The sequence below is a fragment of the Granulimonas faecalis genome (genome assembly GCF_022834715.1).
GTDB lineage: Bacteria > Actinomycetota > Coriobacteriia > Coriobacteriales > Atopobiaceae > Granulimonas > Granulimonas faecalis.
In genome coordinates, this window is the sequence record NZ_BQKC01000001.1 from 55,780 (window position 1) to 77,073 (window position 21,294).

The window sequence follows — 21,294 nt, forward strand, 5'->3', positions numbered from 1 at the left end:
TGAGATACACGCAACTCATCCACCCATCGAAAACATGGAGACAGGGAAGAGGCGGGTATCTGATCGTGGCCGGTGATCGGGTGCCTTGAGCCTTACTCGGCCGCCACCACGTGCACCCGTCCCAGGGCGTCCATCTTCACACGGTCGGCCGCAAGCCAGCGGAGCACCTCGGGGTAGAGCTCGTGCTCCACGTCGTGGATGGCGGCCTCGAGGTCATCGACGGACCAGCCCTCCTCCACGGCCACGGGCCGTTGGGCGATGATGGGCCCGCGGTCGTACTCGGCGTTGGCCACGTGCACGGTCACGCCGGTGACCTTGACGCCGTAGTCGTAGGCCTCCTCGATGGCGTGGGCGCCCGGGAAGCTCGGCAGGAGCGCCGGGTGCAGGTTGATGACCGAGTTGGGGAAGCACGCGAGCACCGCCGGGCCGATCTTGCGCATGTAGCCGGCCAGCACCACGTAGTCCACGTCACGGGCCTTGAGTTCGGAGGCGATGACCTCGTCGGCCACCTGGGGGTCGGCGTAGACCTCCTTGGAGAGGGCCATGACGGGGATGCCCGCCTCGGCCGCGCGTTTGAGGCCGTAGGCCTCGGGGCGGCTGGACAGCACGAGCTCGATACTGGCGTCGAGACTGCCCTCCTCTACGGCGTCGATGATGGCCTGGAGGTTGGTGCCACTGCCGCTGATGAGGATGGCGAGCTTGATGGTCATGGGCGCTCCCTGGGTCTCGTTTGCCTCTGCCCTGCCAGTATAGAGGGACCGCCGTGGCGGGCGAGGCCGGGTGCGCGGCCGCGGGCATTCCTGGCACGAGGGGCCGCTCGGTCCCGGGGCCCGGGCCGTCCGGCAATCATAACCTTCGCAATAGGCGAAGTGACAGATGGGCCAGGCACCGCTGTCACGCGTGGCTGGGGGCGTCGCCTCACTCGCTCCAGAAGAGCTCCTTGAGGTCCGCGCGGTTCTCAGCGTCGCACTTGCGCACGATGTTGTGCACGTGGGTCTTCACGGTGCCCACGGAGACCACGAGGGCGTCGGCCATCTGCTGGTTGGTGCGTCCCTCCAACACGAGCCCCAGCACCTCGCGCTCCCGGGTCGTGAGACCGTGGGCCGAGGCAAAGCGCGGCATGAGCTCGTCCACGTGGTCGGAGAAGGCGTCGCCGGCCGTCGGCGCCGCGGCGACCGTCTCGGCCACCGGTGCGGCGGTCGCAGGTGCCGTGGGCACCGCCGGTGCGGGGGGTGGGAGGTGCCGCGGGCGTGGCCGTCAGGCGGAACGAGATCTCCCTCCAGGCGATGCGGTCCAGGGCCGCGGCCAGCACCACCATGAGCACGTTCTCGCAGAAGTTGCGCTCGGAGAGGTAGAGGGGCAGCCCCCCCGACTTGGCGGGCTCCATGACGAGGATGACGAGGGAGTCCTCGGCCACGGTGAGCGCAACACCCACCATGAAGAACAGGAGCAGCCGGCGGTGCCGGCCCATCCAGGCGCGCTGCTCGTCGGTGGGGGCCGCCCGCCAGGCCCGCCAGGCAAAGAGGCCCATGGCGGCGCAGAACACCTGACGGCAGGTGTAGAAGAGGAACTGACGCAGGGCACCGTAGGGAAGGAGCGCCAGGCAGGCCACCTGTGCCGCCGCGAACAGCGTCACGGGCCAGAGCAGGCGCTTCCTGGAGTAGGCGTCCACGGCCGTGAGCACCCAGGCCCAGAGCGAGCCCCAGAGCATGCAGGCGATGGCCACGCGGGCCACCGGGTAGGTCACGGCGTAGTAGGCCTCGGTGGGGAAGACCACGTTCTGGTGCAGGTGCTCGTCGAGGAATATGACGCCGAGCTCCACGAAGTAGGCCGAGAAGAACCAGCCCGCGGCCACGAAGGCGCGGCTCCGCTTGACGCTCCACGCCATGGCTTGCAGGACCGTGGAGACGAGGCACACCGCGAGCACGGCCAAGGTGTAGGCAAAGAAAAAACCGTCCACAGGCGCCCCCTTCCCGCTGCGGGTTCGGTTTCGAGTCTAACGCATGGTCAACCGTCGGTCTGTGCGGCTGAACAGGACCTAAACCTAGGTCGGCGAGCGGCGTGCCCGGGGTTTATCTTGGGTTGATTTCCGCCAACGGCCTCTAAACCCCAAATAACCTCGACGGATTCGCATATCAGACCGCATAGTCGGGCCATGGATAGATGGCGGGCGCCAAGGACCCGCCCTACTTCTAGCAGAGAAGGAGCACGCCATGGCCGCAGGGTTCCCCAAGGACTACATCGACTCCAACGAGCTCACCAAGGAGCAGATCCTCAAGATCGTGGACCTCTCCATCGCCCTCAAGAAGTGCATCAAGAACGGCTACTACCCCCACCTGCTCCAGGACAAGACCCTGGGCATGATCTTCCAGCAGGTGTCCACCCGCACCCGCATCTCCTTCGAGACGGCCATGACCGACCTCGGCGGCCACGCCCAGTTCTACGGCCCCGGCACCATCCAGCTCGGCGGCCACGAGTCGGTGGAGGACACGGCCCGGGTCATGGGCTCCCTCGTGGACATCCTCATGGCCCGCGTCAATCGTCATAAGGATGTAGTGAGCTTGGCGAAGTACTCCGCGGCCCCCGTCATCAACGGCATGAGCGAGTTCAACCATCCCACCCAGGAGCTCGGCGACCTCATGACCATGATCGAGAACCTGCCCGCCGGTAAGAAGATCGAGGACTGTAAGTTTGCCTTCATCGGCGACGCCACCCAGACCTGCGTATCGCTCATGTTCATCTGCTCGAAGATGGGCATGGACTTCGTGCAGTTCGGGCCGAAGGGGCATCAAATTCCCGACGGTGCCCTGCATGTAGGCACCGATGAGGAGCGCGCTGCCTTTGGCAAGCAGCTCATGGCTATCGGCGAGGAGAACTGCAAGGTCTCCGGCGGCGCCATCACCGTTTCCGACGACCCCGAGTGCATCAAGGGCGCTGACTTCGTCTACACCGACGTCTGGTACGGCCTCTACGACGAGCAGGTGGACGGCGCCTCCTACATGGACGTCTTCTATCCTACTTACCAGGTGACCATGGACATGATGAACCTGGCCGGCCCCGACTCCAAGTTCATGCACTGCCTGCCCGCCACTCGCGGCGAGGAGGTCACCGACGAGGTCATGGACGACCCCGAGCGCTCCCTCTGCTGGGTCGAGGCCGAGAACCGCAAGCACTCCATCCGCGGCCTGCTCGTCACCTTCTGCCCCTGGAACGTCGTGACCGACGAGGTCGACGCCGCCAAGCAGCAGCTCGTCGGCGCCCTCGAGGCCATGGACCTTCCCGCCTCCTCCGTCGAGTAGGCCCATCCCCGGGGCCCGGCCGCCCTGCCTCCGCGGCCGGGCCCCTTCCTTCCTCAAGAGAAAGGAGGAGCGCCGTGGCCGGCAAGAAGTTCTCGTTCCTCGACGTGATCCTCTCCGTGATCTGCGTCGTCTTCGTGGCCGAGGCCGCCGCCCCCGCGGCCGCCATCGGCAATGCCCAGTTCTTCTGGTGGATCTTCCTGATCGTCACGTTCCTTTTGCCCTACGGCATGGTGGTGGCTGAGCTCGGCACCACCTACGACTCCGACGGCGGCCTCTACGACTGGGTCCGAGACGCCCTGGGAGACAGGTGGGGCTCTCGCGTCGCCTGGTACTACTGGATCAACTTCCCCCTGTGGATCGCCTCGTGCGCCACGCTCTTCCCCGACATCATCGGATTCGTGACCGGCATGGAGTTCACGGTGCTCGGCAAGCTGGCCATCGAGCTGGCCTTCGTGTGGATCGTCGTGCTCATGGCCACGTCCAATGTCTCCGACTCCGCGTGGGTGCTCAACGGCGGCGCCATCCTCAAGGTGGCCATCGCCGTGGTGGTGGGATGCCTGGGTATCTGGTACGCCACGGCCAACGGCTTCGCCAACGACATGAGCCCGGCCACGTTCCTGCCCGACCTCACCAACGTGAGCGCCCTGACGTTCCTGTCCATCATCCTGTTCAACTTCATGGGTTTCGAGGTGGTCACCACCTTCGCCGACTCCATGAAGAACCCGGAGAAGGACATCCCCAAGGCCATCATCCTCGGCGGTCTCGCCATCGGTGCCATCTACCTGTTCTGCGGCTTCGGCATCGGCGCCGCCATCCCCACCGCCGATATCGACCCCGACTTCGGCATGATCCTCGCCGTCCAGACCATGGTGGGCGACTCCCCGCTCTTCGCCGTCATCTGCATCGTGTTCCTGGTGACGCTCTTCGCCAACATGGCCAGCTGGTCGTTCGGTGTGAACTTCGTGGCCGACTACGCCGCCAAGCACGGCAACATGCCCAAGGTGTTCGGCATCGAGTCCAAGAAGACCGAGATGCCCAACGGCGCCAACGTGGTCAACGGCGTCGTGGCGAGCCTCGCCCTCATGCTGCAGCTCATCCCTGTCGACTTCATCTCCGACCAGATCTTCTGGATGCTCTTCTCGATGAACGTCGTCTTCCTGCTCATCAGCTACATCCCGATGTTCCCGGCCTTCCTCAAGCTCCGCTCCGTTGACCCCGACCGCCCGCGCGTCTTCACCTTCCCGTTCAAGGGCGCGGCCATGAAGGTGGCCCTCGCGGTGCCCGCCATCGAGCTGGTGCTGTCCATCGTCGCCACCATCGTCCCGCTCAACGGTTCGGCCGACGAGCTCTCCAAGGTCCCGATGCTCGTGGGCGTGCTCATCTTCGTGGCCCTGGGCGAGGTCGTGCGCATCGTCTCCGCCCGCGGCCGCGCCGAGGAGTTCGCAGGCCTCACCCCCGAGCTCGCCGCGGAGCGCCTGGCCGACGAGGCCGAGCACGGCGAGGACCACCAGTAACCCCGTCGACCCCGACGGTTCCCGACCCGCCTGACCCACCGAAAGGAGCCCCACCATGAAGGTCATCCCCGAGTCCGTCTCCAATCCCGCCGCCGACGGCTTCCACATGCCCGCCGAGTTCGAGCCCCAGGACCGTGTCTGGATGCTCTGGCCCCGCCGCACCGACACCTGGAGCTTCGGCGCCAAGCCGGCCCAGGCCCAGTACGCCCAGATCGCCCGCACCATCGCCCGCTTCACCCCGGTCTACGTCTGCGTGAACGAGCCCGACTTCAAGAACGCCCAGGCCGTGTTCGACGGCGTTGACAACGTCCAGGTCGTCGAGCTCACCTCCGATGACGCCTGGATCCGCGACACCGGCGCCACCTTCGTGGTCAACGGCGCCGGCGAGCTGCGCGCCGTTGACTGGCACTTCAACGCCTACGGCGGCCTCTACGACGGCCTCTACTTCCCGTGGGACAAGGACGACGAGATCGCGTCCAAGATGGCGGGCATCGTGGGGTGCGACCGCTACCGTCCCGAGGAGTTCATCCTCGAGGGCGGCTCCATCCACGTGGACGGCGAGGGCACCTGCCTCACCACCGACATGTGCCTGCTCTCCCCGGGCCGTTCCGCTTCCGTCAACGGCCTCGAGCCCTGGAGCGAGGAGCTGCGCGCGTGGTGCGAGGAGAAGCTCCGCGCGTACCTGGGCGTCGAGAAGGTCATCTGGGTCAAGGACGGCATCGACCCCGAGGAGACCAACGGCCACATCGACGACGTGGCCTGCTTCGTGCGCCCCGGCGAGGTCGTGGTTATCGACACCGACGACGAGGACTACCCCTTCTACAAGGAGGCCAAGGCCGCCCAGGCCATCCTCGCCGCCACCACCGACGCCCGCGGCCGCACCCTCAAGGTGCACACCCTCTGCCTGCCCAAGAAGCCTCTGTACATGACCCAGGAGGCCTGCGACACCATCGACGTCGACGAGAACGCCGAGCCCCGTGTGGCCGACGAGCCGCTCATCGCCAGCTACCTCAACTACCTCGTGACCAACAAGGGCGTCATCGTGCCCCAGTACGGCGACGAGAACGACGCCCTGGCCATCGAGCAGCTCCAGGCCATCTACCCCGACCGCGAGGTCGTGGGCTGCCAGAGCTGGGAGGTCGTCTACGGCGGCGGCAACATCCACTGCATCACCCAGCAGCAGCCGAGCGTCGCCTAGCGGCGGTCCTGCCGAGAGGCTCATCTGACAAGGGACCCGCGTCTACCCGTCGGCGCGGGTCCCCCATACCTTGGGAGGAGGCCGCCATGCCGGCCAAGAGGTTCTCGTTGGTAGACGTGGTGTTGTCCGTGATCTGCGTGGTGTTCACCATAGAGGCGGTGGCGCCGGCGTCGGCCATGGGCAACGTGCAGTTCTTCTGGTGGGGCGTGCTCATCGTCACGTTCCTTTTGCCCTACGGCATGGTGGTGGCCGAGCTCGGCAGCACCTTCGACTCCGAGGGCGGCCTCTACGACTGGGTGCGCTCGGGGCTGGGCGACGCCTGGGGGTCGCGGTGCGCCTGGTACTACTGGGTGAACTTCCCCCTCTGGATCGCGAGCGTGGCCTGCATCTTCCCGAGCGTGCTCGCGGGCGTCTGGGGCGTCGCGCTGCCGCTCTGGGCGCGCATAGGCGCGGAGCTCGTCTTTGTCTGGGGCGTCACGTGGGCCGCATGCTCGCCCGTGAGCGACGCCGACTGGATCCTCAACGGCGGCGCGGTCATCAAGGTGTTCATCACGCTCGTCGTGGGCGGCGTGGGTGTGTGGTTCGCGGCGGAGAACGGGTTCGCCAACCCCATGGGGCCCGAGACCTTCCTGCCCGACCTCGCCAACCCCGACTCGCTCACGTACCTCTCCATCATCCTGTTCAACTTCATGGGCTTCGAGGTGGTGGCCACCTTCGCCGGGTCCATGGACAACCCCCGCCGTGACATCCCCGTGGCCATCGTGGTGGGCGGCGTCACCATCGCGGCCGTCTACATCCTGTGCGGTGTGGGCATCGGCGCGGCCGTGCCCGCCGAGGCGCTCAACCTCGACTCCGGCATCGTGGATGCCGTGACCGCCATGGTGGGCGGGTCGTCGCCCCTCGTGTGGGTGGTGGGCGCCGCGTTCCTCGTCACGCTCTTCGCCAACATGGTGAGCTGGTCGTTCGGCATCAACTCCGTGGCCTGCCGCGCCGCCGAGGACGGCAACATGCCCCGGCCCTTCGCCCGGAGGTCGGCCGCCACCTCCATGCCCGACGGCAGCGCCCTCATGACGGGCGTCGTGGCGAGCCTGGTGCTCCTGCTCCAGGTGCCCCTCGGCGAGGACTCCGAGGTCTTCTGGGTGTTCTTCTCCATGAACGTCGTGTTCCTGCTCCTGAGCTACCTGCCCATGTTCCCGGCCTTCGCCCGGCTGCGGCGCACCGACCCCACCGAGCGCGTGTTCCGCGCGCCGTTTGGCGGCCGCGCCCTCGCCGCGGTGCTGGCGGCCCCCATGGTCGAGATCGTGCTCGCCGTGGCGGCCACGGTGGTGCCGCTCGGGCCCGGGCCCGACGAGGCGGCCAAGTTCCCGCTGCTCGCCGGTACGGTCGTATTGCTCGCGGCCGGAGAGGCTGTGCGGCTGGCATGTCGCCGGGGCGGGTCCCGGGGGCGTGCCGCCGGCGCGGGGACGCCGGCGCCGGGCGCCTGAGCCCGGCACCCGCCATAACCGTCGGTTTTCCGGCCATTGCCTACAATGGGGGTGGCGTGTCGGCGGGGGAGAGAGGAGTGGCGGCGTGGACGAGCGGCTCAAGGCCTTCACGGCCTACGTCATGGCCCACCCCGGCGCCACCGTCGACGAGGTGGCCGAGCGGTTCTCCGTGAGCGACCGCACGGTGCGCGACTACCGCAAGCGCGCCAACTACGACCTCGCCGGTGCCGCCGAGGTCGTGCTGTCCCGCGGCCACCTGCGCGTCGAGGTCGTCGACGGCGCCCGGCTGCGCGCCCTCATCGCGGACGGCCCTGTCGACGCCGCCCAGGCCGTGGAGGAGGAGGGGCACGACCTCCCCCTCGAGCTTTCCGGAAGGGCCTGGGAGGTGGCGGGCTCCATGGTGGAGGCCGCCGAGGAGGCCTTCTCCCACGGGTTCTCCGACGACCTCGAGCTGCGCATGAACCTCGCCCGCCACGTGGAGCCCCTGGGCGAGCGCCTACGGTCCGGCGAGACGGTGGAGAACCCGCTGCTGGGAGACGTCAAGAGCCGCTACCCGCTGGCCTTCGCCATGGCGGCCTCGACCTCCGGCGTGCTCGAGGGGGCCTACGGCTCCAAGCCCTCCGACGACGAGCTGGGCTACATCGCCCTCGCCTTCGCCCTGGCCCTCGAGCGGGGTCGCGAGCGCGTGCCCCGCAAGAACATCGTGGTAGTGTGTGCCACGGGCCACACAAGCGCCCGCATGCTCGAGCACCGCATCCGTAGCGAGTTCGGCCCCCAGTTGGGCCGCGTGGAGCTCTGCGACCGCGACGACCTGCTGTTCCGCGACCTCTCCCACGTGGACTACGTCTTCACCACCGTGCCCGTTGACGCCCAGCTGCCGGTGCCCACGGTGACCATCAGCTACTTCTTCAACGACTCCGAGGCCGACCGCGTGCGCGGCCTGCTCTCCGACGAGGGTGACGTGGACCTCCTGCCGTTCTTCCCCGAGGGGCTGTTCTTCGGGCACTTGTCCGCGGGCACCAAGGCCGAGGCGCTCCACGCCCTCTGCGAGGCGGCCCGGGCGGCCGGTTACGTCGATGCCGGGTTCGAGGGTGCCGTGTGGAACCGCGAGGAGGCGGCGTCCACGGCCTTCGGCGGGGGCGTCGCCCTCCCGCACCCCATGGGGCGCATGTGTCCCCGCACGTTCGTGGCCGTGGGCCTACTCGACGAGCCCGTGCTCTGGGACGAGTCGGGCGAGCGGGCCGAGGCCGTGTTCCTGTTCGGGTTCGGCGAGGGCGACGGCGAGCGTTTCGAGGGGCTGTTCGGCCGTCTCTCCGCCTTCCTCACGGACCACGACGCCGTGGCCGCCCTCCTCGGTGAGCGTGTGTTCGACGCCCTCGCCCGCGGGCTCTCGACGCCCCGGAGGCAGCTTCCCTAGGGGCGCCCGTCGCTGGGAATTTGATATATCTTTTACCGTCCACGGCCCCATGGGGGACTGGCGGCGCCGTGGAATCGGTTGCACCCCACTCCTCCACATCGGGTCGGGAGGTGTTCCAACAGCGGAAACGCATCGACCACGGCGAAACGGTCATACAGGGTGCCGAATCTCTCATATTTCTGTTGAGATTGAGCGATAATCAAGGGCAACGGTGCGTCGGCACCCGAGCAGCCTCTGTCGTCCCAGCCACGGGACCACGGGGTCGGGGCCGGTGCCTCCGGGCTTCCGGCACCAAGGGATCTCCCGGGGAAAGCCCCGGTACAGGGCCGCCTTGACGGGGCGGCCCGCAACGCTTCAGAAGGAGAGGGTATGGCAAGGAAGTTCAAGTCAATGGACGGCAACGAGGCCGCAGCCTGGGTCTCGTATGCCTACACCGAGGTGGCGAGCATCTACCCGATCACGCCGTCGAGCCCCATGGCCGACCACGTCGACCAATGGGCCGCCCAGGGCCTGAAGAACATCTTCGGCACCCCGGTGAAGATCCAGGAGATGGAGTCGGAGGCCGGTGCCGCGGGCGCCGTCCACGGCTCCCTCGGCGCCGGTGCGCTCACCACGAGCTACACCGCCTCCCAGGGCCTGCTCCTGATGATTCCCAACATGTACAAGATGGCCGGCGAGGGCCTGCCCAACGTGCTCCACGTGAGCGCGCGCACCGTCGCCACCCAGGCGCTCAACATCTTCGGTGACCACTCCGACGTCATGGCCTGCCGCCAGACCGGCTACGCCATGCTCGCCGAGGGCAACGTCCAGGAGGTCATGGACCTCTCGCCGGTGGCCCACCTGGCCGCCATCGAGGGCGGCGTGCCGTTCCTGAACTTCTTCGACGGCTTCCGTACCTCCCACGAGATCCAGAAGGTCGCCGTGTGGGACTTCGAGGACCTCAAGGACATGGTCGACATGGACGCCGTCCAGGCCTTCCGCGACCACGCCCTCAACCCCGAGCACCCCACCGCCCGCGGCTCCCATGAGAACGGCGACATCTTCTTCCAGCACCGCGAGGCCTGCAACGGCGCCTACAACGCGCTGCCGCAGATCGTCCAGGGCTACATGGACAAGATCAACGAGAAGCTCGGCACCAGCTACCACCTGTTCGACTACTACGGCGCCCCCGACGCCGACCGCGTGGTCGTCTGCATGGGCTCCTTCTGCGACACCCTCGAGGAGGTCATCGACTACCTCAACGCCCACGGCGAGAAGGTCGGCCTCGTCAAGGTCCGCCTGTACCGCCCGTGGTCCGTGGAGGACTTCGCCGCCGCGCTTCCCGACACGGTGAAGTCCATCGCCGTGCTCGACCGTACCAAGGAGCCCGGCTCCATCGGCGAGCCCCTCTACCAGGACGTGATCACCTCCCTGGCCGAGGCCGGCATCGAGGGCCTCACCGTCATCGGTGGCCGCTACGGCCTCGGTTCCAAGGACGAGCCCCCCGCGGCGGCCTTCTCGGTCTACGAGGAGCTCAAGAAGGACGAGCCCAAGCGCGAGTTCACCATCGGCATCGTGGACGACGTCACCAACCTGTCGCTCCCCATGGACCCCAACGCCCCCGGCACCGCGGCCCCCGGCACCATCGAGTGCAAGTTCTGGGGCCTCGGCGGCGACGGCACCGTGGGCGCCAACAAGAACTCGATCAAGATCATCGGCGACCACACCGACAAGTACGTCCAGGCGTATTTCCAGTACGACTCCAAGAAGACCGGCGGCGTGACCGTGAGCCACCTGCGCTTCGGCGACTCTCCCATCCGCTCGCCCTACTATGTGACCAAGGCCGACTTCGTGGCCTGCCACAACCCCAGCTACATCATCAAGGGCTTCAAGATGGTGCGCGACGTCAAGCCGGGCGGCACCTTCCTGGTCAACTGTCAGTGGTCCGACGAGGAGTTCGCCGAGCACCTGCCGGCCGAGGCCAAGCGCTACATCGCCAAGAACAACGTCAACGTGTACCTCATCGACGCCATCGACCTCGCCGAGCAGGTGGGCATGGGCAAGCGCACCAACACCGTGCTCCAGTCCGCCTTCTTCGCGCTGGCCGACATCCTGCCCGCCGAGGAGGCCCTCCAGTACATGAAGGACGCCGCCACCAAGTCTTACTCCAAGAAGGGCGACGCCGTGGTCGCGGCCAACCACAAGGCCATCGACGCCGGCGCCACCGCGTTCCGCAAGTTCGAGGTTCCCGCCGACTGGGCGGATGCCACCGACGTCCCGGAGGAGGACGACCTCAAGGGTCGCGAGGCCATCGTCAAGCAGGTGCGCGAACTCCTCGGCCCCATCAACCGCATGGACGGCGACAGCCTGCCCGTGAGCGCCTTCATGGACCACGTGGACGGCGCCTTCGAGCTCGGCGCTTCTGCCTACGAGAAGCGCGGCACCGCCGTCATGGTCCCGCGCTGGAACCCCGAGCTCTGCATCCAGTGCAACAACTGCGCCTACGTGTGCCCCCACGCTGCCATCCGTCCCATCGTCATGGACCCCGAGGAGGCCGCCAACGCACCCGAGGCCATGAAGACCCTCGATCTCAAGGTCCCCAAGGGCACCGGCTACACCTTCACCGTGGCTGTGTCCCCGCTGGACTGCATGGGCTGCTACAACTGCCTCTCCGCCTGCCCCAAGTCCACCCAGCAGGACGGCGGCGCCCTCACCATGGTGCCGCAGGCCGAGGAGGCCGCGCAGGTGCCCGTGTGGGACTACGCGGTCAACGAGGTCTCCGAGAAGCGTGAGCTCTTCAGCGACAAGAACACCCGCGGCAGCCAGTTCTCCATGCCCATGCTCGAGTTCTCCGGCTCCTGCGCCGGCTGCGCCGAGACCGGCTACGCCCGCCTGGTGACCCAGCTCTTCGGCGACCGCATGTTCATCTCCAACGCCACCGGCTGCTCCTCCATCTGGGGCAACCCCGCGGCCACCTCGCCGTTCACCTGCAACGCCGCCGGTCACGGCCCCGCGTGGAACAACTCCCTGTTCGAGGACAACGCCGAGCACGGCATGGGTCTGCTCATCGGCTACGAGGCCGAGCAGAACCGCCTCGTCGCCCAGACCGAGAGGCTCCTCGAGGTCGAGGACCTGCCCGAGGGTCTCAAGGACGCCGCCACCGCGTGGCTCGAGAACCGCGACACCACCGGCGTCTCCCAGCAGGTTTCCGCCGACTACGCGGCCGCGCTCGTCAAGAGCGACAATCCCATCGCCGAGGACGTCGCCGCCAACAAGTGCTACCTGTCCAAGAAGTCCTTCTGGATCTTCGGCGGCGACGGCTGGGCCTACGACATCGGCTTCGGCGGCCTCGACCACGTGCTGGCCTCCGGCAAGAACGTGAACGTCTTCGTCTTCGACACCGAGGTCTACTCCAACACCGGCGGCCAGGCCTCCAAGGCCTCCAACCTCGGCCAGGTGGCGCAGTTCGCCGCCGAGGGCAAGGGCATCAAGAAGAAGCCGCTCGCCGAGATGATGATGAGCTACGGCTACGTCTACGTGGCCCAGGTGGCCATGGGTGCCAACCCCTCCCAGCTGCTCAAGGCCCTTGCCGAGGCCGAGGCCTACGACGGCCCGTCCCTCATCATCGGCTACAGCCCCTGCGAGATGCACTCCATCAAGAAGGGCGGCATGCTCCACTGTCAGGAGGAGCAGAAGCGCGCCGTGGACTGCGGCTACTGGAACCTCTTCCGCTTCAACCCCGCCGCCCCCGCCGGCAAGCGGTTCACCCTCGACTCCAAGGCGCCCAAGGGCGGCTACCAGGAGTTCCTGGAGAACGAGAACCGCTACGCCTCGCTGCGTCGCTTCTTCCCTGACCGCGCCTCCGAGCTCTTTGCCGAGAACGAGCAGGCCGCCATGGACCGCTACGACCACCTGGTCAAGCTCAAGGACATGTACGACGAGGAGGGCAAGGCCGAGTAGGCCTGTCCCCACACCCCAAGGTCTTTGAGAAAGGGGCCGCACCCGAGGAGGTGCGGCCCCTTTTCTGTGGGTCGGCGACGGTGAGGACGGCCCGTGCTGGCGGCCATGGGCCGCGGGCGGTGCGGGAGGCTAGCCCTCGAGCTCCACCTGGCTCTGGGGGACGAAGCCCTTGTCGGCGGGCTCGTCGGGGTCGGTGGCCAGGGACACGCCGACCCCCTCGACCTCCTCCGCCACGGACTGGGCGTCTTCCACGATCGTCGGGTCGGCCGCGTTGGCCTCCATCTCGGCAGCCTTCTTCTCCAGGTCCATGGTTCCTCCTCTGTCGGGGCGCCGCGGCGCCGTGTCTCCGTGGGGAGGTACATACCCGGCCGGGGGCGGGGGAGCGGTCGCGCGGGACGTCGCCACGGCAACGGCATGGAGCCTTAGACGTTGCGGAACCCGCGGCCCACGATTTCGGAGGTGCTCACGATGGTCATGAAGGTGCCTGGTTGGGTGAGGTGCAGGTGGTTGCGCAGCCTCACGGCCTCGGAGCGCGTGAGCACGCAGGTGACCTCGGTGAGGGCCATGCCGGAGAAGCCTCCGCGGGCGTCGCACATGGTGGAGGTGCGGTGCAGCTCGTCCACCAGGAACGCCTCGATCTCCTCGGGGTGCTGCGTGACCACGGTGCACACCTTGGACTGGTTGAAGCCCTCGATGGCGTCGTCCACGATCATGGTCTTGGCGAGCAGGCCCAGGATGCAGAGCATGCCCGTCTCGGCGCCGTAGAGGCCCACGGAGAACGCGACGATGAGGCCGTCCACCACGAGGAGCGCGCGGCCGATCTGGAGGCTGGTGTGGGCCTTGAGGATCATCGCCAGGATGTCGGTGCCGCCGGTGGATGCGTCTACGTTGAACACGAGGGCGCTACCGGCGGCGGGCAGCATTACGGCGAAGCAGAGCTCGAGGAGCTTGTTGGAGGTGAGCGGGTCCACGACCGGCCAGACCCACTCGAAGAGCGAGACGTAGAACGACAGCGCGAACGACGCGAAGATGGTCCAGCCCATGGTGCGCACGTCGAGGAACACGAGGCCGGCCACCACGAGGGCCACGTTGAGGATCCACATGAACGCGCCCACGTCGAGGGTGGGGAAGAGCGTGGACAGGATGATGGCCACGCCCGAGGTGCCCCCGAGGGCGAAGTGGTTGGGGGCCTTGAAGATCACGATGCCCAGGGCCGTGAGGATGAGTCCCAGGTTCACGAAGACGGCCGTGCGGGAGAGGCTGGGCCTCTCCCGGCGCGACTGGGCGCGCCGCCCCTCGTCGAGCACGGCGGGGGCGGCGCTTCTCATGGGCGGTACATAGGCCTTGGGTCTCTGGTCGGGTGTCACCGGGTCCGCCCTTCAAGCGGGTGTGCTGCCGGCTTGAAGGATGGGTCGGACGACCGGTCTTGTCAAACGGTCGCCCTAGGCGAGGCCCTGCTCGGCGAGCTCTGCCATGATGGCCACGCCGGCGGAGGTGCCGATGCGCTCGGCCCCGAGCTCCACCATTTTGAGGAAGGTCTCCGCGTCGCGGATGCCGCCGGCGGCCTTGACCTTCACGGCGGGGTCCACGTTCTCGCGCATGAGGGCCACATCCTCGAAGGTGGCGCCGCCGGTGCCGAAGCCCGTGCTGGTCTTGATGAAGTCGGGGCGCACCTCGGAGGCAATCTCGCATAGGCGGATCTTCTCGTCGTCGGTGAGGTAGCAGTTCTCAAAGATGACCTTGACGATGACGCCCCTCTCGCGGCAGGCGCCCACAATCTCGGTCATCTCGCGCTTCACGAGGTCCCACTGGCCGTTCTTGACGGCGGTGAGGTTGACCACGTAGTCGATCTCGTCCGCACCGTTGGCGATGGCGTCGCGGGTCTCAAAGACCTTGACAGCGATGGTGGTCTGTCCCAAGGGAAAGCCGATGGCGGCGCCGGTATGCACCCCGGTGCCGGCTAGCAGCGCGGAGCAGAGCGCCGACTGCACGGAGTTGACGGCCACCATGGCAAACCCGTGGTCGCGGGCCTCTTGGCAGAGGGTCTCCATATCTTGATCGCAGGCGTCGGCACGGAGGTTGGTGTGGTCGATCATGGCGTCGTAGCGGCTCATAGCTCCCCTTTGGTCTGTGGTCTGCCTTTACTAGACATATTACAGAATAAGTAAGTAACATCAAGGGGATTCTGGGGTAGAATTGCCTGAGAAGATTAACCTATGACATGAAAGTGCAGTTTTCCTCGTGAGTCAGACTCCGCGATACCAAGAGATTCGAGACGACCTGCTCGCCCGTATGTGTGACGGCACGTACCCGCCGGGCTCCCTTCTCCCCGCAGAGCCGGAGCTGGCCGAGGCCTACGGCGTGAGCCGACCCACCTTGCGACAGGCCATCCAGCTTCTGGCCGATGCCGGCTACGTGGAAAAGCGCCGTCGGCGCGGCACGGTGGTGCGGCGGCGCAAAGTGGAGCAGCGCTTCATGGACGCCTTGATGAGCTACGGGGCCGACGTGGAGGCGCAGGGGGCCATTCCTGCCACGCGGGTGCTGCAAGCCCGCATCCAAGGGGCCTCCCCGGAGGTGGCCGAGGCCTTGGGCATTGGGGAGGGGGACCCCGTGGCGTCGCTCATGCGCCTGCGCTATCTGGACGAGGAGCCGGCGGTGCTGCTGCGCACCTGGGTGCCAACGTCGGTATTCCCCGGGCTTCTCGGCCACGACTTTGAGCGCGAGGGGCTCTACGACGTCTTTGCCGAGAGCGGGCTGCCGGTGGAGACTGTGCGCCGCGTGCTCGAGGCGGCGCTGCCGGACCCGGTGGAGGCAGAGCTTCTTGCCATAGACGAGGGGCAGCCGTGCTTTCTCTTCAAGAGCGTAGGGCGTGCCAAGACCGGTCAGGCCGTCGAGTACTCCGTGGCGCTCTATCGGGGAGACGTCAACACGTTCACCGTAACCCTTACCACCGAAGACTGAGGCCCGGCAGGCCGGGCTTTGGTCCAAGACAAGGAGACGCCCATGACCGCAGACGTGAACCGCCCTGTCCCGCGCGGCGTTCTGGTGCAGGAGCCCTGTCTCGTGCGCACCGTTTGGGGCGCCGCCCGCGTGGCCGCCGCCCGTGGAATCGAGGGCCCTGTGGGCACCAGCTGGGAGGTGAGCCGTCATCCCCATGGCGAGAGCCGCGTCGTCGTGGGGCCGTGGGCCGGCGTGGGGCTTGGGGCCGTGGTGGACGCCGACCCCGCAGGATGCCTGGGCGGCCACGCCATGGTGCGCGGAGCCTTTCTCGATGCCGCGGAGGCGCTTTCGGTGCAGGTGCACCCGCAGGAGGACTATGCGCGCACCCACGAGGGCGACCACGGCAAGACGGAGACTTGGTACGTGGTGGAGGCCGAGCCCGGCGCCACCATTGTGGCCGGCACGAGCGCCTCTTCTGTGGAGGAATTGAAGGCCGCCGTGGAAGACGGCAGCTTGGACGCGCTGCTCGTGCGCGTGCCCGTGTCCGCGGGCGATGTGGTGCACGTGCCTGCCGGAACGCTGCATGCCCTGGGCGCCGGCGTGCTCGCGGCCGAGCTGGGGTCCGACTCCGACGTCACGTACCGCTTCTTCGACTATGGGCGCACCGACGCCTCGGGCGCCCCTCGCGAGCTTCATGTGGAGCAGGGCCTCGCCGTGGTCGATCCCACGAGTCGCCCCCAGGTCGTAGGGTGCGGCACGGGGCTGGGGTCTGGCATGCGGGCGTCGGTGTCGGCCGACGGCTACGAGGCGCTTGTGCTCGACGTCTCCCGCGGCCTGACTTGGGACCCGCAAGGACGCCCCGCGGCGGTGATGGTGGTGGAGGGCTACGGCACCGCCTCGTGGAAAGGGGGCACGGCCGAGCTGGCAACGTTTGAAAGCGCCTTCGTCCCGGCGGCGACGGGTCCCGTAAGCCTTACAGGTCCCATGCGCCTCTTCTGCGCGGTGGGAGCATAAGCCCTCCCCTCTCCGGACCTCTTCTCTGCGCCCGCAGGACGAGGGGGACCCGAGTCGCGACCGTTGACGCAAAGCGGGGCGCGAGATTCCGTCGTAAGCAGGTAGGTCTGCCTGACCCACAACGCATGTCCGCGGGCCCGCATCGAAGGGCGAATCTGAGAGCGGCCCCGTGCGTAGGCAGATGCACGGGGCCGCTCGAACTGGGCCCGACGATGCGGGCCCGCGGACCCCAGGTCGCGAAGGGCCTGCAGGCACTTATCGGTCGTTCATGTTGAAGCAGTCGCGCATGTTCACGCTCGTGGTGAAGAGCACCTTGCCGAGCACCTCGTCGGTGGCCTTCTGGATGAGGTCGCAGGTGGCCTGGTTGGCCTTCTCGAGCTCGGCCTGCACCGAGGCCTCGTCTGCGTCGCTGCCTAGGGCGTCCACGGCCTTGTCGGCGGCCGCCACCTGGGCGTGGCCCTGGCCCAGGGTGGCCTCCTGGTAGGCGGCCACGGTGTTCCAGTTGCTGCCGAACTGCGCGTCGGCCAGGGCGGCCAGCACGCGCATCTCCCAGTAGAAGGTCTCGGTGGTCACCCGCGGGGTCACGGCGAGGTAGTCCGGCACCGCGTTCACGTTGGTGAACATCGGGATGAAGGTGGAGTAGGTCATGTCGCCCATGGCCACCCACTGCACGGCGCGGTGGCTGGCGGCCACCGAGGGGCGAATCTGGATGAGAGAGGTCTCGTTGTTGCGGTTGATGCCGATGGGCCGGTAGAGCTTGCCCTGCTCCTTGGTGCCGAGGGTGCCGTAGGGGTCGTAGACGGTGTCCTGGTAGTGGCTCGAGAGCACGGTCTTGACGTCCTCCACGGTCACCTTGCGCTCGGGAATGCGGCACCAGGGCAGGTCGTCGCTGTCGGGGCGGTAGGCGGCGTCGGGGCCGTCGTAGGAGTCGGACGGGTTGAGGTAGCGCTGCATGTACCAGGCGCGCGGCGTGTTGTACACGTGGTCGGCGTAGTCGTGGCTGCCAAAGATCGGACGCGGGTCGATGACGCGGGGAAGGCCGCGCAGGCGCTCGTCTGAGGAGGCCCCTGCCATGCCCACGGCGGCAGCGGCGGCCCCGAGCACGGTCTTAGCCACAGACTCCTTGGGCATCCCCAGGTAGAGGTTGTTGTCCACAATAAAGTCGGCGAGGTCGGCGCTGCAGCGGTAGTCCTTGCCTTCGCCGAGGGCGTCCACGAGGTCTAGGCGGTCGATACCCAGCTGGTTGGGCTGGGTCACGTAGGCGTCGTCGGGCACGCGGCGGGCGATCCAGTGGTGGCCGCCCACGGTCTCGAAGTACCAGACCTCGTCGGGGTCGCTCACGGCGATGCCGTTGGACTCGTAGGTGCCGTATCTCTCGTGCAGGGCCCCCAGGCGCTCCACACCCTGCCTGGCGCTCGTGATGTAGGGCAGGCAGATGGTGACGAGGTCCTCTTCGCCGATGCCGCCTGCCTGCTCGGGCGCATAGCCGGGCTGCCCTTCGGTGCCCGTGGCGGGGCGATAGGCCACCAGGGGGTCGGCCCCTAGCACCCGGGAGTTGGTGGTGATGGTCTCGGTGGCGCTCATGCCCACGTTGACGCTGTTGACGCCGGCCTCGGCCCACACACCCTCGACGGGGTCGACGTTGGGCATCGCCGTGTAGCGCAAGGGGTTCTCCGGCAGGTTGATGGTGAGGTGCGAGATGACGCAGCGGTAGGTGCGCGGCTGGTCGGCCGGCTCCACCACCACCATCTTCTTGGCGCAGAACGAGCCGTCGCCGTCGTCCTCGTTGCGGGCGATCATGGTGGAGCCATCGTAGGTGGCTCCCTTTCCTACGAGCAGGGTGGTGCAGGCCATGGGGCCCTCCTCTCCTGGCGGCCGGGGCCGCCGACGGGTTTGGCGGGGTCTATACCCGCCGCGGGACGGGACGTCGGCAATGCATAGGCCGGTGACGGCGTGCTGCCCAGGCAGGACAAAAGCAAGGGACAGTAGCTCGTTGTATGCAATTGTCGGCGGTTTATATTCGCAGAGCAATGTTTTAGAGGGGACCATTCGCGGATAAATAGGCGCCGTTCACGCAGAATTTCGGCGCGGGGTTGGGTCCTCTGATAGTATGCATAAAGGGATACAGACATCTTTCAGGTTGTGGATGAACCGAAAGTCGCCCGTATCCCATGAGGAACGGGCCCGACCTGGCCCGCGAGAGAAGGGGAGAGCCTATGAAGACCCGATGGTTCAAGAGGGCCATGACCGGCCTGGCCTTTGCGGCCGCCACCGTCATGGCCGTGCCCGTGAACGCGCTGGCATGCACCCAGGTGTGGATGCCCGACACGCTCACGGCCGAGGAGAACACCTGGTACGCCGGGCGTGCCGAGGACTCCTACACCCGCGCCGTCAAGATCTTCGGCGTCGAGCCGCGCCATGAGGCCGGCTTTGTCTACCAGTCCAACGAGAACGGTGGCGGCGCCGAGGGCGACAACTTCCAATGGAAGGCTCCCACCGACACCTACCGCTACACCTACGTGCGCGACCACGGCAACAACGGCTGGGAGGGTTTTGACAACGCCTACTCCGCCGCCGGCGTCAATGAGTGGGGCGTCTCCTGCTCGGCCACGCTGAGTATCTATCCCAGCACCGAGGTCAAGGCCGTCGACCCCAACGTCGACTCCGGCATCGGCGAGTACAACTACGTCTCCATCGCCCTGGGCCAGTCCAAGACCGCCCGCGAGGCCGTGGAGCTCCTCGGCAAGCTCGTGGACGAGCACGGCGCCTGCAGCTGCGACCAGATCATCATCTCCGACAACACCGAGAGCTGGCTGCTCGACGTGGTCTCCGGTCACCAGTGGGTGGCCTTCCAGCTGCCGGAGGACCAGGCCAGCGTCAACCCCAACATGGGCAGCCTCTGGTACAAGGTGGACCTCGACGACGAGGAGAAGTGCATCCACTCCGAGAACCTCGTGAAGACGGCCGAGGACGGCAGCTTCCTCAAGAAGTTCGACGACGACACCCCCGACATCGCCCGCTCCTACAGCCGCACCAACGAGGGCAACGGCCAGTTCTCCCGCTATGTCATCGGCCGCGCCTACTTCGACGCCCCGCTCTCTGAGGATAAGTACACCGTCGACGACCAGGGCCGCATCACCGGCGTCACCGACGGCTCCCTCTTCTTCACCCCGGGCCGCAGTGACTGGACCACCTTCGACATGATCCGCTCCCTGGCCGCCCGGGCCGACAACGTCACCGGCCTCAAGGATGGTGTCGCCACCACGGTCACCGGCGTGGGGCGCCAGGACTCCCTCGAGAGCCACATCTTTGAGATCAAGCGCAACACCGACCCCCAGGTGGGCACCGTGGAGTGGCTCGCCCTCAACCGCGACGAGTACTCCGTGGCCATCCCGTCCTTCGGCGCCCTTGTCACCGAGGTCAACTGGCGCTACGGCACCCAGGAGCTCAGCACCGTGCACCAGGGCGACCGCTACAACAACGACTCCGTGGCCACGGCCCGCGCCGCCGGCGAGTGGGACCAGTACCTGCCCTACGTGATGATGGACATCAACACCCTGGCCAACGCCAACCGTGCCGATCTGGCGCCTGTCATGCGCTCCTACCTTGACGTCCTCCAGAAGGCCCTCATCGCCGACAACGACCTCGTGGAGGCCGAGCTCCTCAAGACCCAAGGCGCCGAGGCCCGCGAGGCGCTTGCCACCCGTGCCGCCGACAAGGCCGCCGAGAAGACTTGGGAGCGCTGCTACAAGGTGCTGCAGGAGGCCCGCGAGTGGCTCAACACCGACCGCTCCAAGCCCTTTGCGCCCTCCGACTACGACGCCAAGAACGACGCCCTCGTGACGCCTCTGGGCTATGCCGAGCTCACTCTCGGCGAGGACCCTGTGGTGGAGCCTGTCTACGCTTGGAAGAAGGACGCCAAGGGCTGGCAGCTTGTGGACGAGGACGGCAACACCCTCTCCAACGAGTGGAAGGACGTTGACGGCAGCCGTTATCACTTTGACGAGGACGGCTACATGCACACCGGCTGGCAGTCCATCGACGGCAAGTGGTACCACTTTGGCAATGCCGGCGACGGCGCCATGAAGAGCGGCTGGCTCCTCGACGGCGGCCACTGGTACTGGCTGCGCGACGACGACAACGCCTACGGCCCCAAGGGCTCCATGGGATCCGGCTGGCTGCAGAAGGACGGTCAGTGGTACTGGCTGCGCAAGTCCGGCTCTGCCTACGGTCCTGAGGGCTCCATGGGCTCCGGCTGGCTGCAGACCGGCGGCAAGTGGTACTGGCTGCGCAGGTCCGGCTCTGCCTGGGGTCCCGAGGGCTCCATGGGCGTCGGCTGGCTGCAGACCGGCGGTAAGTGGTACTACCTCAACGGCGACGGCTCCATGGCCGCCGACACGTGGGTCGGCCGCTACCATGTGGACGGCTCGGGCGCGTGGGACCGCACCCGGTAGGCCGGCCGGCACATCGCCTGCCCTGACGTAAGACG

At 67.4% G+C, this 21,294-nt stretch carries 14 protein-coding genes and 1 pseudogene; 9 read left to right on the top strand and 6 right to left on the bottom strand.

Translation table 11 applies throughout. From position 1 onward, the window contains the following. Positions 1–92 precede the first annotated feature (92 nt). Together purN and OR600_RS09935 are read right to left on the bottom strand one after the other, a co-directional pair. Positions 93–710, bottom strand: coding sequence for a phosphoribosylglycinamide formyltransferase (gene purN / locus OR600_RS00270; protein WP_265590419.1), 618 nt, complete (start codon positions 708–710; stop codon positions 93–95). Between the two features lie 208 nt (positions 711–918). Further along, positions 919–1,122, bottom strand: a complete 204-nt coding sequence (locus tag OR600_RS09935) for a helix-turn-helix domain-containing protein (protein ID WP_135977911.1) — start codon at positions 1,120–1,122, stop codon at positions 919–921. Positions 1,123–2,213: 1,091 nt separating this feature from the next. On the opposite strand from OR600_RS09935, the gene ptcA reads away from it, so the two are divergent. The 6 genes from ptcA (at position 2,214) to nifJ (ending at position 12,851) form a co-directional block, all read left to right on the top strand. Further along, the gene (ptcA, locus tag OR600_RS00280) at positions 2,214–3,299 is read left to right on the top strand and encodes a putrescine carbamoyltransferase (RefSeq protein ID WP_204406329.1); all 1,086 of its coding nucleotides are present in this window, start codon (positions 2,214–2,216) and stop codon (positions 3,297–3,299) included. Between the two features lie 74 nt (positions 3,300–3,373). Further along, the gene (locus tag OR600_RS00285; protein WP_135977913.1) at positions 3,374–4,813 is read left to right on the top strand and encodes an APC family permease; all 1,440 of its coding nucleotides are present in this window, start codon (positions 3,374–3,376) and stop codon (positions 4,811–4,813) included. Between the two features lie 55 nt (positions 4,814–4,868). Beyond that, positions 4,869–6,011 (top strand): agmatine deiminase, encoded by a 1,143-nt coding sequence (gene aguA / locus OR600_RS00290; RefSeq protein WP_204406328.1) that lies wholly within the window; start codon positions 4,869–4,871, stop codon positions 6,009–6,011. 86 nt (positions 6,012–6,097) lie between these two features. Next, positions 6,098–7,495 carry an APC family permease gene (locus OR600_RS00295; RefSeq protein WP_265590422.1) on the top strand — a complete coding sequence of 466 codons (1,398 nt, stop codon included), beginning with the start codon at positions 6,098–6,100 and terminating at the stop codon, positions 7,493–7,495. An 85-nt stretch (positions 7,496–7,580) separates the two neighbouring features. Beyond that, positions 7,581–8,912, top strand: coding sequence for a PTS sugar transporter subunit IIA (locus OR600_RS00300; RefSeq protein WP_265590423.1), 1,332 nt, complete (start codon positions 7,581–7,583; stop codon positions 8,910–8,912). Positions 8,913–9,281: 369 nt separating this feature from the next. Further along, positions 9,282–12,851: a pyruvate:ferredoxin (flavodoxin) oxidoreductase gene (gene nifJ, locus OR600_RS00305; RefSeq protein ID WP_251164204.1), complete on the top strand. Its 3,570-nt coding sequence runs from the start codon at positions 9,282–9,284 to the stop codon at positions 12,849–12,851. 129 nt (positions 12,852–12,980) lie between these two features. On the opposite strand, the gene OR600_RS00310 is transcribed toward nifJ, so the two are convergent. From OR600_RS00310 to deoC, 3 genes and pseudogenes are all read right to left on the bottom strand, one after another. Next, positions 12,981–13,160 (bottom strand): hypothetical protein, encoded by a 180-nt coding sequence (locus tag OR600_RS00310; protein WP_204828952.1) that lies wholly within the window; start codon positions 13,158–13,160, stop codon positions 12,981–12,983. 113 nt (positions 13,161–13,273) lie between these two features. After that, entirely contained in the window at positions 13,274–14,179 is a 906-nt protein-coding gene (locus tag OR600_RS00315) for a YitT family protein (protein WP_265590424.1), read from the bottom strand. Positions 14,180–14,293: 114 nt separating this feature from the next. Then, positions 14,294–14,968, bottom strand: a pseudogene (gene deoC, locus OR600_RS00320) (deoxyribose-phosphate aldolase); the annotation flags it as partial. A 124-nt stretch (positions 14,969–15,092) separates the two neighbouring features. On the opposite strand from deoC, the gene OR600_RS00325 reads away from it, so the two are divergent. Together OR600_RS00325 and OR600_RS00330 are read left to right on the top strand one after the other, a co-directional pair. After that, positions 15,093–15,812 carry a GntR family transcriptional regulator gene (locus tag OR600_RS00325; RefSeq protein WP_251164205.1) on the top strand — a complete coding sequence of 240 codons (720 nt, stop codon included), beginning with the start codon at positions 15,093–15,095 and terminating at the stop codon, positions 15,810–15,812. A 42-nt stretch (positions 15,813–15,854) separates the two neighbouring features. Next, entirely contained in the window at positions 15,855–16,805 is a 951-nt protein-coding gene (locus OR600_RS00330; protein ID WP_204407259.1) for a class I mannose-6-phosphate isomerase, read from the top strand. 255 nt (positions 16,806–17,060) lie between these two features. Here the strand turns inward: OR600_RS00330 and OR600_RS00335 are convergent, their stop codons facing one another. Then, positions 17,061–18,659, bottom strand: a complete 1,599-nt coding sequence (locus OR600_RS00335) for a C69 family dipeptidase (protein WP_265590425.1) — start codon at positions 18,657–18,659, stop codon at positions 17,061–17,063. Between the two features lie 362 nt (positions 18,660–19,021). Here OR600_RS00335 and OR600_RS00340 point away from each other — a divergent pair, with 362 nt between their 5' ends. Continuing rightward, entirely contained in the window at positions 19,022–21,259 is a 2,238-nt protein-coding gene (locus OR600_RS00340) for a C69 family dipeptidase (protein ID WP_265590426.1), read from the top strand. Positions 21,260–21,294 lie beyond the last annotated feature (35 nt).